This window comes from Myxococcus sp. MH1 (assembly GCF_059738865.1).
In genome coordinates this window covers 8,756,446-8,771,330 of the sequence record NZ_AP026947.1, presented here as the reverse complement: position 1 = coordinate 8,771,330, position 14,885 = coordinate 8,756,446, and the positions used below count along the sequence as shown (strand labels likewise).

Annotated in this window: 12 protein-coding genes; all 12 read right to left on the bottom strand. The window is 68.8% G+C overall.

Annotation, left to right across the window (positions count from 1 at the left end; all coding sequences use genetic code 11):
- Positions 1-15: 15 nt before the first annotated feature.
- The gene (locus AC6JA9_RS34595; protein WP_074951071.1) at positions 16-477 is read right to left on the bottom strand and encodes a hypothetical protein; all 462 of its coding nucleotides are present in this window, start codon (positions 475-477) and stop codon (positions 16-18) included.
- The gene (locus AC6JA9_RS34590) at positions 474-1,718 is read right to left on the bottom strand and encodes a hypothetical protein (RefSeq protein WP_223748378.1); all 1,245 of its coding nucleotides are present in this window, start codon (positions 1,716-1,718) and stop codon (positions 474-476) included. Before AC6JA9_RS34590 ends, AC6JA9_RS34595 begins: the two co-directional genes overlap by 4 nt.
- Entirely contained in the window at positions 1,715-2,308 is a 594-nt protein-coding gene (locus AC6JA9_RS34585) for a c-type cytochrome (protein WP_223748379.1), read from the bottom strand. Before AC6JA9_RS34585 ends, AC6JA9_RS34590 begins: the two co-directional genes overlap by 4 nt.
- On the bottom strand, positions 2,305-2,850 hold the full coding sequence (locus AC6JA9_RS34580) for a DUF3341 domain-containing protein (protein WP_223748380.1): 546 nt from the start codon (positions 2,848-2,850) through the stop codon (positions 2,305-2,307). Before AC6JA9_RS34580 ends, AC6JA9_RS34585 begins: the two co-directional genes overlap by 4 nt.
- Before the next feature lie 4 nt (positions 2,851-2,854).
- Entirely contained in the window at positions 2,855-4,258 is a 1,404-nt protein-coding gene (nrfD, locus tag AC6JA9_RS34575; protein ID WP_223748381.1) for an NrfD/PsrC family molybdoenzyme membrane anchor subunit, read from the bottom strand.
- Positions 4,259-4,261: 3 nt separating this feature from the next.
- Positions 4,262-7,417, bottom strand: coding sequence for a TAT-variant-translocated molybdopterin oxidoreductase (locus AC6JA9_RS34570; protein ID WP_497960805.1), 3,156 nt, complete (start codon positions 7,415-7,417; stop codon positions 4,262-4,264).
- Positions 7,414-8,076: a cytochrome c3 family protein gene (locus tag AC6JA9_RS34565; RefSeq protein ID WP_141329433.1), complete on the bottom strand. Its 663-nt coding sequence runs from the start codon at positions 8,074-8,076 to the stop codon at positions 7,414-7,416. The genes AC6JA9_RS34570 and AC6JA9_RS34565 overlap by 4 nt, the downstream gene beginning before the upstream one ends.
- A 459-nt stretch (positions 8,077-8,535) precedes the next feature.
- Complete coding sequence (locus tag AC6JA9_RS34560) at positions 8,536-8,913, bottom strand: HNH endonuclease (protein WP_223781601.1); 378 nt, start codon at positions 8,911-8,913, stop codon at positions 8,536-8,538.
- Position 8,914: 1 nt separating this feature from the next.
- The gene (pdeM, locus tag AC6JA9_RS34555) at positions 8,915-9,568 is read right to left on the bottom strand and encodes a ligase-associated DNA damage response endonuclease PdeM (protein ID WP_223748382.1); all 654 of its coding nucleotides are present in this window, start codon (positions 9,566-9,568) and stop codon (positions 8,915-8,917) included.
- A complete protein-coding gene (locus AC6JA9_RS34550) occupies positions 9,538-12,105 on the bottom strand; it encodes a ligase-associated DNA damage response DEXH box helicase (RefSeq protein ID WP_497958419.1) in 2,568 nt (855 codons plus the stop codon). The genes pdeM and AC6JA9_RS34550 overlap by 31 nt, the downstream gene beginning before the upstream one ends.
- Positions 12,092-13,687, bottom strand: coding sequence for an ATP-dependent DNA ligase (locus tag AC6JA9_RS34545; protein WP_473571265.1), 1,596 nt, complete (start codon positions 13,685-13,687; stop codon positions 12,092-12,094). The genes AC6JA9_RS34550 and AC6JA9_RS34545 overlap by 14 nt, the downstream gene beginning before the upstream one ends.
- Before the next feature lie 3 nt (positions 13,688-13,690).
- Positions 13,691-14,755: a ligase-associated DNA damage response exonuclease gene (locus AC6JA9_RS34540; RefSeq protein ID WP_473571267.1), complete on the bottom strand. Its 1,065-nt coding sequence runs from the start codon at positions 14,753-14,755 to the stop codon at positions 13,691-13,693.
- Positions 14,756-14,885 lie beyond the last annotated feature (130 nt).

The window sequence follows — 14,885 nt, the reverse complement described above, 5'->3', positions numbered from 1 at the left end:
TGCTGGCGGCGGAAGCTACTGCCGAGGAGCCGGGGTCGGCTCCTGGGGCTGCTCGGGGGCCGGCGCCGGGGCGGGCGGAGGCGGGGCGTTCTGCTTCGTGATGACCGTCTTCATGGCCTCGTCCAGGGACGGATGGGCCTTGACACCCGGCTGGTCACCCCAGCCGGCCTTGAGCGCCTGCTGCTGGCCGCCGATCTTCTCCTCGGCGTGCCAGTCCTGCTCGAACAGGCGCTGGTTGACGATGCCCACCTCGTACTGCCCCATGGCCGCGGGAATCGGAGGAGGACCGTCCGGCTGGGCCTCCTTCATGGTGCGCACCTGGATGGCGTAGGCCCAGACGATGCCCACCGCGAAGATGACGAGCGAGCCGACACCGATGCCCACCACCTTGCTCATGACGATGTGGTCTTCCTCGGCGGCCACACCGTGGGCGCCGACGATGACACGCGACTCGAGCTCAACCTGGGTCTTCTTCATGGCTGCACGTACCTCAGGGACTCCGCGATGTAGGGGTCCTTCACCGGCATCGTGTAGCTGTTGCTCGCGTTCTTCAGCGCGAACCCCACCGCGATGCCACCCACGCCCACGAACGAGGTGACGAGCGTGATGATGCTGAGCGGGTTGGCCAGCAGCTGAGGCCCGGCATTGCCCGTCAGCGCCGGCCAGATGAGCCAGTACAGGTCGAACGCGTGGACCGCCAGCAGGTAGAAGGCCACCAGCGACAGCTTGCGGGGCTGCAGCTTCAGATTTCGCGACAGCAGCGTGAAGAACGGCAGCACGAAGTGCAGGAAGAACAGGGCGATGGAGGCCGGCTTCCACGCTCCGAAGATGCGCAGGCCGTACCAGGGCGCCTCTTCCGGGATGTTGGCGATCCACACCAGCATGAACTGGGAGAAGGCGATGTAGGCCCAGAACGCCGTGAAGGCCAGCATCAGCTTGCCCAGGTTGTGGAAGTGGGCCGTCGTCACCAGGTTGCCGAACAGGCCCTGGCCCCGGGCGTACGTCGCGACGATGGTCAGGATGCAGAACGCCGACAGGAAGCTGCCCGCGAAGTAGTACACGCCGAAGATGGTGGACTGCCACAGCGGCGTCAGGCTCATCAGCCAGTCGAAGGACGCGAAGGTGATGGTCAGCGCCAGGGGAGGGAGCATGCCCGGGGAGAAGCGGCGCAGCCGCCGGGTGAAGTCCAGGCCACCCTCGGTGTCCTGCTGCACGCTCAGCTTGCGCAGCTTCCACGCGGCGAAGATCCACACCGCGAAGTAGATGACGTGACGGATGCCCATGAAGTCCGGGCGCAGGTACCAGTGGATCTTGTGCGACAGGTGCTCGGCTTCCAGGCCGGTGATGCTCGCGGCCAGCGGCGAGCCCGGCCACCAGGGGTACAGGTAGCCCGCCATGAAGACCAGCGGGATGATGAGCGCCACGAAGACGGGGATGGTGGACGCACCCGTCTCCATCGTGCGGCGCAGCAGGATGAGCCACTTGGCCTTGGCCGTGTGGAAGATGGCGATCATGATGATGAACGCCACGCTGATGCCCACCCAGTAGGTGAACGCGAGCAGGTAGCTGTGGGCGGCGATGCCCTTCGCGTCGGTGGCGAAGAAGATGGCCAGGGTGGCCAGGATGCCCAGGACGCCCACGCCGAACGCCGGCACCATGTACTTCGGCGTGCCGGTGTAACGCTCGAGGGGAACGGAGGCTTCGGCTGCGGGGCTCATCGGTTCTCCTGCGGGACGGGCTGCTGACCGGCCGTCCGGATGTTTCGGGCTTCCTGGAGGGCTCGCACGTAGGCGACCACGGCCCAGCGCTCGCGCACGTCGAGCTCGCCGGAGAAGGACGGCATCACGCCGTAGCCCTCGTTGATGGCCGTGTAGAAGTGACCCGCCGGCTTGGTCTCCAGCTCCAGCAGCGACGGAGGCAGGCGCAGGGCCATGTTCTCCGCCACCACGCTGTTGCCGTCGCCGAGCACGCCGTGGCACTGCGAGCAGACGATGTTGTACTTGCGCTGGCCCAGCGTCAGCAGCGCCTGATCCACCGTCACGGGGATGGTGGCCGTGGGCTGGCCGTTGGCGCGGCCGGTGACGGCCGTCTGGCGGGCGATGGGGTCCTTGATTTCGGACACGCTCGCGAAGCGCTCACGCGGAATGGTGTTCGCCGGGGGCTGGCGCATGGCGCGGCCATCCGCCCAGAAGTCCGAGGCCTCGTAGTACTCGTACTTGGCCTGGTGCTCCATGCGCTGCAGGAACTCCGAGGGGACGTCGCAGCCCGACAGCGCGACGAGTCCGGCGGCGGGGATGAGCCACCTCATTCCTTCTCTCCCGTGACGACGGTCACCTGGGTGGCACCCAGGGCCTTGAGCTGGTCGATGACGGCGGTGGAGTCCTGGCCCGTCGCGTGCGGCACGCTCAGCCAGTAGCCGTGCGTGGACGCCGTGCGGAACTCCTCGGACTCGAAGACGGGGTGGTACGGCTGCGGCAGCCGGCTCAGCCCCAACAGGCCGAAGAAGATGCCGAACGCCGCGAACAGCACCGACAGCTCGAAGGTGATGGGCACCCACGCCGGCAGCGACAGCAGCGGGCGACCGCCGATGTTCAGCTTGTAGTCGATGGTGTTCATCCACGTCTGCATGGAGAGCGCCGTCACCAGGCCCGTCAGGCCGCCGCACAGGGCGATGAAGGGCACGCGGGACGGCGGGAGGCCCAGGGCCTCCGAGCCGCCGTGCAACGGATAGGGGGAGTACGTATCCATCCCCTGGAAGCCCTTCTCCCGCATCTGGCGGGTGGCATCCACGAGGATGTCTGGCGTCGCGAACTCGGCCAGCACCCAGGAATCGAGGACCTTGGCTTCCATGACTCTAGTGCGCTCCGTGGCTGTTGTGGTGGGCGGCGTGCTTGAGCTCGAGCTGGAGCTCCTTCACCTCGCTGATGGCCACCGCGGGCACGAACTTCAGGAACAGCAGGAACAGGGTGCCGAACAGGCCCAGCGTCCCCACGTAGATGCTCCAGTCCACCCACGTCGGCGAGTAGATGCCCCAGGACGACGGCAGGAAGTCCTGGCTCAGCGACGTGACGATGATGATGAAGCGCTCGCACCACATGCCGATGTTCACGGCGATGGAGGCGACCCACATGATGGGGATGCTGGTCCGGCACTTCTTGAACCAGAAGATGTTCGGCGTGATGACGTTGCAGGCGATCATCAGCCAGTACACGCCGGCGTAGGGGCCCGTCGCGCGGTTCACGTAGAACGTCCAGAACTCGTACTGGTTCTGCGAGTACCACGCGATGAAGTGCTCCATCAGGTACCCGTAGGAGACGAGCAGGCCCGTCGCCAGGATGACCTTGTTCATGTTCTCCAGGTGCCGGTCCGTGATCACGTCCCGCAGGCCCAGGTACTTGCGCGCCGGGACGATGAGCGTGATGACCATCGCGAAGCCGCTGAACACGGCGCCGGCCACGAAGTAGGGCGGGAAGATGGTCGCGTGCCAGCCGGGCAGCAGGGAGACGGCGAAGTCGAACGAAACGATGGTGTGCACCGACACGACCAGCGGCGTGGAGAGGCCGGCCAGGAGCAGGTACGCAATCTTGTAGTTGTGCCAGTGACGACCGGAGCCGCGCCAGCCGAGCGCGAACAGGCCGTAGATGGTCCGCTGCAGCTTCGTCTTGGACGAGTCACGCAGCGCGGCCAGGTCCGGGATGAGGCCCACGAACCAGAACAGCGCGGACACCGTGAGGTACGTGGAGATGGCGAACACGTCCCACACCAGCGGCGAGCGGAACTGCGGCCACGCGCCCAGGGTGCTGGGGTACGGGAACAGCCAGAAGGCGAACCAGGGACGGCCCGTGTGGAGCAGCGGGAACAGACCCGCGCACATGACGGCGAACAGCGTCATGGCTTCGGCGAAGCGGTTGATGCTCGTGCGCCACTTCTGCTGGAAGAGCAGGAGGATGGCGGAGATGAGCGTACCGGCGTGGCCGATACCGACCCACCAGACGAAGTTGATGATGTCGAACGCCCAGCCGACCGGCTGGTTGTTGCCCCACACGCCGATACCGCGGGCCAGCGTGTAGGTGACACCGATGACGAGCAGACCCAGCGCGCTGAGCGACAGGCCGAAGAGCATGAACCAGCCCTTGCCCGGCTTGCGCCAGACATGGTCCAGCAGCGTCTCGTTGAGTGACTTGTCGTCGTGGTGCGGCGCGACGAGGTCCCGTGGCTCGAGCGGGTCGAGCGGGTGGTGGGCAGCGGTCTCGGCCATGGCTTAGTGGCTCCCTTCCTGCGGCGCGGCCTTGGCCGGCTCGAGGGCGGTATTCGGGTTGCGCACGCGGATGAGGTGCGCGGTGCGCGGACGGGTGCCCAGCTCGTGGAGGAGCTTGTAGGCGCGCACGTCCTCATGGAGCTGCGAGACGAGCTGCTTCTCGTCGTGGAGGGAGCCGAAGACGATGGCCTGGGCGGCGCACGTCTGCTGGCAGGCCGTCTTGAGGTCGGCCTCCTTGATGAGCTCCTTCTTGACGCGCGCGTCGATGCGAACGCGCTCGATGCGCTGGACGCAGTACGTGCACTTCTCCATGACGCCGCGGTTGCGCACCGTGACGTCCGGGTTCATCAGCATCTTCTCGGTGGCCGTCTTGTCCGCGGTGTAGTGCAGGTAGTTGAAGCGGCGGACCTTGTAGGGGCAGTTGTTGGAGCAGTACCGCGTGCCGACGCAGCGGTTGTACACCATGTCGTTCAGGCCCTCGTCCGAGTGCACCGTGGCGTTCACCGGGCACACGTACTCGCAAGGCGCCTTCTCGCAGTGCACGCACGCGACGGGCTGCATGACCATCTTCGGGTCGTTCTCCGGACCCTCGAAGTACCGGTCGATGCGCAGCCAGTTCATCTCGCGGCTGACGGCCACCTGGGCCTTGCCCACCACGGGGATGTTGTTCTCGGCCTGGCAGGCGATGACACAGGCGCTGCAGCCCGTGCAGCGCGACAGGTCGATGGCCATCGCCCACTTGTAGCCGTTGTACTCGAAGGGCTCGAGGTTGTCCTGGATGCCCAGCTTCAGCTCACCCTTCACGCGGTGCAGGGTGTGCTGGGTGGCGACCGAGGGGTTCTCCAGCTCGGACAGCGGCATGTCCAGCGCGATGGGGCGGTTCTCCATGCGCCAGTGCGTCTGGGTCAGGCTGAACTTGTGGGTGCCTCGCACCTTGGTGAGCGTGGCGCCGCCGTCGAACCAGGGGTTCTTGCTGGTGCGAATCAGGTTGGCGTTGAAGCCCACGCCCTTGGCGACCTGCTCGTGCAGGCCGTCGCGGCCGTAGCCCAGCGCCACCGTGACGGTGTCGTCCTCGTGACCGGGGACCACCCACACCGGGACCGTCAGCTTCTGGCCGGCGTAGGACAGCTCCGCCAGGTCGCCAGGGGACAGGCTCAGCTTCTTGGCCGTGTCGGGGCCGACGAGCGCGGCGTTGTCCCAGGTCATCTTGGTGATGGGCTCGGGCAGCTCCTGCAGCCAGGAGTTGTTGCCGAAGCGGCCATCGTAGACCTTGTAGTCCGTGATGAAGTTCAGCTCGAGGTCACCGGTGGCCGGGGGCGTGTAGCCCGCGACCAGCGAGGCCGCGGCGCCGAAGTCCGGGGCGGTGGCCACGGCGGCGGACGCGGTGTTCTCGATGAAGCCCTGGGACACCCACGTCTCCCAGCGCGCCTCGAAGTCCGCCGCGTTGGCGGACTGGCCGCGCCAGTAGTCGCGCAAGAGCTGGTAGGCGGGGCGGAAGGGCTCGTCCAGGAACATGGCGAGCAGCTCCGCCTCCGGCACGCCCGCGAAGAGCGGCTGGATGAGCGGCTGCGCGATGGAGACGGTGCCGTCCACCGAGCGGCCGTCGCTCCACGTCTCCAGCGGGTGCGCCGCGGGGATGAACCAGTCGACGTGCGCGCTGGTCTCGTCCTCGTAGAGGCCCGTGTAGATGACGTTCAGCTTGGCGCGGTTGGGGTGGTCCTTGCTGAGCACCTTGGCCAGGCCCACGTCCGCGGGGAGCGTGTAGACGGGGTTGTAGGCGGTGATGACCAGCGTGTCGACGCGGCCCGCCTCGATGTCCTCGACCAGGGCGCGCGCCTGCGACAGGCCGGTGGCCTCCGCGATGGACGCCTGGACGTAGCGGACGGTCTTGTTGGCGTTGCCGAGCGCGTCGTTGATGGCGTGGGCCAGCGCGTGCACGGCGGCCGGCTGACGCTCACCCGCGATGACGAGCGAGCGGCCCGGACCGGCGGCGCGCAGGTCGGCGGCGACCGCCTGCACCCAGTTGCCCATGTCCCCGCGCAGCTCCGACTTGGCGGCGGCGGGACCGGCGAGCGACGCGGCGCTGCCACCCACGGCCTGGGCCACGGCGGCGGCCAGTCCCAGGATCTCGCGGGACTTCAGGCGCTTGCGGTGGTCGGCCATGCCGCCGGTGATGGAGAAGCGGGCCTCCGCCATGTAGAGGCGGTTGAGCTTGCCCTTGCGCGGGTCGCGGCGGTCCGCGAACTCGCGGATGTGGCGCAGGTTGCCCGGGCAGCTCTCCAGGAAGTCCGCGTCCAGCGACAGCACGACGTCCGCGTTGGCGAAGTCGTACAGCGCGGTGACGTGCTGGCCGCCGAACAGCGTGCGCAGGGCGTCCGCGCTGTTGTCCTGGTTGGAGGACGCGCTGAAGAAGCGCGCGTTGGGCAGCTTCTTCAGGATGCGGTTGCGCAGGTCACCCGTCAGCGGGGAGCCCACGGCCTCCGTGAGGAAGCGCACGCGCGAGCCGCCGTTGGCCGCCTTGGTCGAGAGCCCGGCCAGGGTCTCGTTGAGCACGCGCAGGGCGCGGGGGCTCTTGCCCTGGCGCAGCACGCGGGCGCGGCTGGGGTCGTACAGGGACAACAGCCACGCCTGCTCGAAGGTGCAGGCGGCGCCCTGGTTGATGGGGTGGTCCGGGTTGCCCTCGATCTTCACGGGGCGACCCTCGCGGGCGGTGATGAGCAGGCCGGACGTGTGGCCCGACAGCGTCATCGCGGACGCGTAGTGCAGCGGGTTGCCGGGGGTGACCTCCGGCGGCGTCTTCGTGTACGGCAGCAGCTTCTCGTCCTGGGGACGGGTGCTGCAGGCCGTGGCGCCGGCCAGCGCGAGCGACGCGCCGAGCAGCTGCATGAACTCGCGGCGGACGAAGCCGGAGGGGGGCAGGTCCGCGCCCGCGGGGAACTCGGGGCGGGTCTCCTCCATGTACTCGGAGGTGCCCAGCTTCTCCTCGAGGCTGCGCCAGTACGTCTGGCCGTAGCCGTGCTCGGAGGAGTTCGCGTGCCGGGCGGCGTGGTCCAGCGCCTCACCCACGGCGTCGGGCGCCGGGGCAGGCCGGTCCGAGACGACCGGGAGCGCGAAGGAAGAGGACTCCTGCGACGGGGCGCCGTCGCGCTTCGTGTTCATCGGTGGCATGTGGAGCAGCTCTCGCGCGAGTGGACGTCGTACTCTTCCTTCAGCTTCTTGCCGAGCGCGGCGGCCTCGGCCTTGTCCTTGGGCGGAGTCCACGTCATCGACGTGATGAACTCCGCGGGCCGCAGGTTCGGCTCGGGGTTGCGGTGACACTCGAGGCACCAGGCCATGGTCAGCGGCGCGGCCTGCTCGATGGCGCCCATCTGGTCCACGCGGCCGTGGCACGTGGCGCAACCGACGCCCTTGTTCACGTGGATGGCGTGGTTGAAGTAGACGAAGTCGGGCAGGTTGTGGACGCGCACCCACTGGATGGGCATGTCCGCGAAGAATGCCTTGCGCACCTCGGTCAGGTACGGGCTCTTGTTCCAGACCTGTGCGTGGCAGGACATGCACACGGTGGTGGACGGGATGCCCGCGGAGGGCGCCTTGTCCACGGACCAGTGGCAGTACTGACAGTCGATCTTCTCGTCACCCGCGTGGTGGCGGTGGTCGAATTCGATCGGCTGTTCGACGGGCATCTGCTGGTTCGTGACGTACGGAGACCGTACGTACGCCATGAGGCCGCCGATGCCGATGGCGGGCACGGCAAGAAGCGCCGCGGCGGAGAGCCGAGACACCGTGTTCGTCCAGCGTGGAAACAGAGGGCCGCTCATACCAGGACCATGGGCAAGGGGGCTTCAACGACTACGGTGAACGAGGAGGAGGAAGAGGCCAACGCGTGACTCGACGCGAACAGCGGCGGAACGATCCCGGCCCCGTGGGGGCGGGGGGGCGGCTCCTGGCGCGCGGAAGACGAAGCAGTCACGTCCAACGAAACCTCTATGGATGTTGCCGCGGGCGGGTCCCTCCTCCTGTCCAACCCAGCGCGGCGCGGGACCATTGACCATCGACACCGCAGTGTCAACCATTCTGATGTTGTGGCCGTGGGATACCATTTCCTCGCGCGGAGGCGGGAAATCGCGGTCCGGAAGCGATGAATCTCTCTTCTGGCGGGCGGAAGCGACGTTGAGTCGTTTCCGTCTGAGACGGATCAACTCCCCTGTTTCAGCCGCCCCCGGATGCGCGTGTCGGCCCTCACAGACAGGTCGTGTCGCGCGGGTGCGTGGGCTGGCTCACTCCGGGTCGGAGTCCTCGTCGCCCCCATCCGGTGCGCGCCAGCGTTCGCGGCGGCGGGCGAGCAGCTTCTCGACCAGCTCCCGGGCGCGGGCATCGCGGTGGTAGTGGGGGTCGTGGCGGGTGCCCTTGCCCTGGTTGCAGCGGGCGCACGCCAGGGCCAGGTTCTCCAGGGTGTCGGTGCCGCCGGCGGTCCGCGGGACGATGTGCTCGATGGTGGCCCGGCTGATGGGCTCCCCATCCAGGCCCACCAACAGGTGGGCGTTGCAGTGCAGGCACTTGCCCAGCCAGGCCTCGCGTCCCCGGTGTTCGGTGCGCTCGAAGGTGAGGTCCGTGGCGATGATGCCCAGGATCCTGCGGCGCTTGGCGGTACTCATCCTACACCTCGACCACGGAAGGGCCGGCGAGGGCGAAGACACGCTCGCCGGGGCGGCGGGTCATGTCGAAGCCGCCGGTGAAGGCGCTGAAGGCCGGGAGGACTCCCACATCCCGACCCAGGTGGAAGCATGGGAGACGCAGCCTGTCCCGGCCAGCCGACAGCCGCACCGTGGGGTGCAAATGCCCCGCCCACACGTAGCGACCTGTCTCGGGGGTGGGGTGATGGGCGAAGCGGAAGGGCCCCTCATCCAGGTGGGACTCGTGGACGTCCAGGCGCCACGCGTCCGGCGGCGGGCCGGCCCTGAGGTCATGGTTGCCCCGGATGAGGACCATCGTCACGTCGGCGTGGGACTCACGCCAGGCGGCGAGTCTTTGGACGAGGGCGGGGGTGAGGCCCTCGCGGGCGTGGACCAGGTCGCCCAGGACGAGCAGCCGGCGCGCTTCGGTGGAGCTGAGCGCGGAGGACAGTCGGGCCAGGTCCTCGTCGAGCACGCCCAGGGGGAGGGGGATGCCGTGGCGCTGGAAGCTCTCCGTCTTGCCCCAGTGGAGGTCGGCCACGGCGAGCGTGCGGGCTTCGGGCCAGAAGAGGGCCCGCTCCGGGAGGAGCTCCAACGGGGTGCCGCCTACGCGGACCTGGCATCGTCGCGGGTCCATCGCTCCTTCATTCGCTCCACGCGCTCCAGCAGGGATTCATTGGAGACGCTGGCGCTGATGCGCTCGACGACCAGGGGGAAGGCCAGGGGCGTGGGCCTGCGGACATGGACCTGCTCCACGGGGCCCGCCTCCAGTCGCTCCAGGGCGTGCTCCAGGCGGCCCTGCTCGAATTGCTGTTCGAGCACCTCGCGTCGGGCCTGGAGCAGCAGCAGGTGTCCGGGGTCATGGCGGGCGAAGACGTCGTGGAGGAGGGCGGCGCTCGTCTGGACCTGGCGCGTGGACTTGCGGGCTCCGGGGAGGCCCGGGAGCACCAACCCGGCGACGCGGGCGATGTCGCGGAACTGGCGCTTCGTCAGCTCACCCACGTTGACGCTCTCCAGCACGTCCTCCTCCAGATGCTCGCGCGTGAAGAGCGCGGGGCGCAGCGCCTCCTCGAAGGGGAAGGGCGCGGGGGTGACGAGCTCCAGGCCGTAGTCGTTCACCGACACGCTGAAGGTGGCCTTCTGCAGCCGCGTCAGTCTCAGGGCGAGCAGGGCGGCCAGGCCCTCGTGCACCCGTCGGCCCTCGAAGGGATAGAGGAAGAGGTGGTGGCCGTCGCGCGTGTGACACAGCTCCGCGAGCACCGCGTTCGCCGCGGGGATGCGGGACAGCTTCTCCTGGGTCTCCAGCACGGGCCACGCGGCGGCCAGCTCATCGGAGGTGACGTCGCCGTGGCGCGCGGCATCGAGCGTGCGGCGCACCGCGGCCGCCAGGCAGGTGGACAGCGGCAGTCGGCTCCCGCCCCAGCGCGGCGTTCGCGTCACCTTCGCCTTCGCGGGGCGCACATAGGCGGTGAGCCCCTGGAGTCGGTTGAACTCGAGCTTCTTGCCGCCGAACTGGAAGGTGTCTCCCGGGCGCAGGCGGCTGACATAGGACTCCTCCACGCTGCCCAGGCGGCCCCCGGTCCAGTAGCGAAGCTCCACCATGGCGTCCGAGGCGATGGTGCCGATGTTGAGCCGGTGCAGCCGCGCGACGCGTGGGTCCTTCACGACGAAGCGGCCGTCGTGCTCCTCCACGCGGCGGAACTCGGGGTAGGCGCTCAGCGTGGGGCCGCCCTCGCGCACCAGCGTGAGCGTCCAGTCGAACTCCTCGTCGGTGAGGCTGGCGTAGGTGGTGGCGCTCCGGACTTCCTCTCGGAGGGCCTCGCGGGTGAAGCCGCCGCCGAGCGCGCACGTGACGAGGTGCTGCGCGAGCACGTCCAGGGGCTTGCGGGGCGGAAGGCGTGGCTCGACCTCCTTGCGCGCGAGGGCGTCCCTGGCAGCGGCCATCTCCACCAGCTCCAGCGCGTGCGTGGGCACGAAGAGGATGTTGCAGGTGGCGCCAGGACGGTGGGCTCCGCGTCCCGCGCGCTGGAGCGTCCTGCCGATGCCCTTGGGGCTTCCGACCTGGACCACGCGCTCCACGGGGCCGAAGTCCACGCCGAGGTCCAGGGAGGAGGTGCACACCACGAAGCGCAGCGTGCCGTCCTTGAGGCCGCGCTCCACGCGCTCGCGCTCCTCCTTGTCGATGGAGCCGTGGTGCAGCGCGAGCAGGTGCTCCCACTCGGGACGGGCGAAGCGGAGGCCCTCGTACCAGCGCTCCGCTTGTGAGCGCGTGTTGGTGAAGATGAGCGTGGACTGCTTCGGGTCCAGCCTCGCCGCCACGCCGGCCAGCATGGTGAAGCCCAGGTGCCCCGCCCAGGGGAAGCTGTCGACCGTCTCCGGGAGGAGCGTCTCCACTTCCACGGGTCGCTCCATGTTCGCGCTGATGAGCGTGGGGGGGGGCCCGGTGCCGACGACATGGCGCGCGGCCTCGTCCAGGTTGGCCAGCGTCGCGGACAGGGCCCAGGTGCGAAGTCTCGGCGCGAAGTGCCGAAGCCGCGCCAGGGCAAGCTCCGTCTGTGTTCCCCGCTTGGAGCCGAGCAGCTCGTGCCACTCGTCGACGATGACGGCGCGCAGGGAGGAGAACAGCTCCGGTGCCCGCTCGTTCGACAGCATCACGGAGAGGGACTCCGGGGTGGTGATGAGCACCTCGGGGAGCCGCTCGCGCTGGCGCTGACGCACGGATGACGAGGTGTCACCGGTACGGCTCTCCACGTCCAGGTCCGTGTCCAGCACGCTCAAGGGTTCGAGGAGCGCCCGCTCCACGTCTCGCGACACCGCGCGCAGCGGCGTCACGTAGAGAATCTGAAGCCCCGTTTCGCCATGCTCCACCACGTCCGCGAGCGGGCCGAGATACGCGGCATAGGTCTTCCCCGCGCCGGTGGGGACGTGGATGAGCCCGCTGTCGCCTCTCGCGTACGCGGCCCAGGACTCCTCCTGGAACGCATGGGGCGTCCAACCCTTCGACGAGAACCAGGCGCGCAGCCGCTCCATCGGCGGCGGGCCTCCGGTGACTCGCTCACGTGGGGTCGTCCGCTTGCGGCGCTTCGGAGGGGAGGGTGTCTCGGTTTCGCCTCGGAGCGCCTTGCGTCGGGCCTGGAGCTGCGCCTTCAGCGAAGGCGACCTACGCGCCGGCATGGAGCAGCTCCTTGAGCGAGTCCAGTGAGTCGGCGTCCTGGGGCTTCTTGTCCGTGCGCCACCGGGCGATGCGTGGGAAGCGCAGCGCGACGCCGGACTTGTGACGCGGTGAAGACTGGATGCCCTCGAAGTGCAGCTCGAAGACCTGCTCGGGCTCCACCGAGCGCACCGGTCCGAACTTCTCCCGCGTGTGCGAGCGAATCCACCGGTCCAGCCTGCCAATCTCCTCGTCCGTCAGCCCCGAGTACGCCTTCGTCACCGGCAGCAGGTCCGTCCCGTTCCACACCGCGAAGGTGTAGTCCGTGTACAGCGACGAGCGTCGCCCGTGTCCCGGATGCGCGTAGAGCAGCACCGCGTCCACGGTGAACGGGTCGATCTTCCACTTCCACCAGTCGCCCCGCTTGCGGCCCGTGAGGTATGCGGAGCTCTTGCGCTTGAGCATGAAGCCCTCGACGTTGCGCTCGCGGGCCTCGCTTCGCGTGTGCGCCAGCGCCTCCCACGACTCCGCCTCCACCGAGGGCGAGATGGGGAAGCGGGGATGTGTCTTCAGCAAGGTCTCGAGTCGCCCGCGGCGCTCCTGCAGCGGCAACGAGCGGATGTCCTGTCCTTCGTGCTCCAGCAGGTCGTAGACGATGAAGGCCGCGGGGGCCTCCGCGAGCACCTTGGCCGTCAGCTTCTGTCTGCCGATGCGACGCTGGAGCCGCGCGAACGGCAGGGGCTTGCCGTCCTCGTACGCGAGCACCTCGCCGTCCAGCACCGTGCCTTCCGGCAGGGCCTTCGCGGCCTCGGTGATTTCGGGGAAGCGCTCGGTGAGCAACTCCTCGCCCCGGCTCCACAGGTACACGTCTCCGTGGCGGTGGATGAGCTGGCCCCGGATGCCGTCCCACTTCCACTCGACCAACCAGTCCGAGAGTTCACCCAACGCGTCGGGCGGCTGCTCCAGGGGAGAGGCCAGATAGAACGGATACGGCCTGGAGCTCTCCGCGTCGGAGACATCCGGCGAGATGAGCTGCTGGAAGAACTCGCGCGACGGCGTCCAGGTGCCCATCAGTCGATGCGCGACGTCTGGCGCGGGCAGCCCCGCGACCTTCGCCACCGCGCGCACCACCAACGTGGAGGACACGCCCACGCGCAGCTCGCCCGTGAGCATCTTGTTCAAGAGGAACACCTCGCGCCGGGGCATCGAGCGCCACCAGGACACGACCTGTTCGCGCTGCTCGGCCACGTCCAACTCGCGCAAGGGCAACAGTCGCTGGGTGAGCCACACCGAGAGCGGCAGCTCCTCCGGCTCGGCGGGCCGCTCCAGGTTGTCCAGCAACAGCGCGATGACCTCGGCCAGATCCCCGACGGACGCGTACACCTCCGCGAAGAGCCAGTCGGGGATGCCCGTCAGCTCCTGCGTCCATCCGACGAGCAGCTTCGTGGTGAGCAGCCGCTTCAGCTTCTGTCCCGTGAGGAAGTACAGCGCCCACGCGGCGTCCTCCGGGGGCGCCTCCGTGAAGTAGCGCGTGAGCGCGTCCACCTTCGCGTTGGTGGACATGGTCTGGTCCAGCCGCTCGTACAGGTCCGCGAGTCTTCGCACGCGTCAGTCCTCCGCCTCGCCCTCGAAGGGCGTGGCCAGCGGGGAGGCATCCACACCCTTCTCTCGGAGGTATCGCGCCAACGGTTCCGCGGAGCCGTGCGTGGTCAGTACGCGCTGCGCTCCAGTGTCTTCCACCGTGCGCAGCAGGTCCGGCCAGTCCGCGTGGTCCGACAACACGAAACCCCGGTCGAAGCCGCGCCTGCGCCGGTTGCCCCGCACCCGCATCCACCCCGAAGCGAAGCCCGTCTCCATCTCCCCGAAGCGGCGCATCCACGTGGATCCGCCCGCGCTCGGTGGCGCCAGCACCAGCGCCCCCGCGAAGGACGTGCCCTTCTCCACCTCCGACACGAGCTGCGTGGGAATCATCTTCACCCCCGCTTCCCGGTACGCATCCACGAGGCCGTGCATCGCCCCGTGGATGAAGGCGGGGCGGTCGGTCAGTCGCGCCAGCTCCGCGAGGATCCGCTGCGCCTTGCCCAGCGCGTAGCAGAACAACACCACCGAGCGCCCCACCGCGCGGTTGGCGTCCCACCACCGCAGGATGTCCTCCGCCACCAGCCGCGCGTCGTCCCAGCGGAAGATGGGCAGGCCGAACGTCGCCTCGGTGATGAACGTGTGGCAGCGCACCACCTCGAACGGCGCACACGTCGGGTCCGCCGCGCGCTTGTAGTCGCCCGAGACGACCCACACCTCGCCCCGGTGCTCCATGCGGAGCTGCGCGCTGCCCAGCACATGGCCCGCGGGATGGAAGCTGACGGTGACGTCGCCAATCTTCAGCGGCTCGCCATAGTCCAGGGTGTCGATGGCGGAAGTGGCCCCCACGCGACGCCGCAGCAGGGACTCGCCTGCTCGGGCGCCCAGGTAGCGCTGATGACCGGAGCGCGCGTGGTCGCCATGGGCATGGGTGATGAGGGCCCGCTCCACCGGCTGCCAGGGGTCGATGTGGAAGCCCCCGGGCTCACAGAAGAGGCCCTGGGGCGTCACCGTGACGAGCGGCCTTCGAGGATTGAAGGAGACGGAGGCGTCCACAGTCCTTCTGAAATAACGAGGGCTTCCAGGGGTGACCACCCAGGGTGCGCGTGCCTCTCACCTGGGTCGCTCGCCGGCATGCTCGCCAGGCGCTCATCGCCCGAGCCGGCTTGCCGCGCACGGAAACATCCCGTCGTCGTGAAAGGGCGCGATGTCCCTCGCCCGGGGC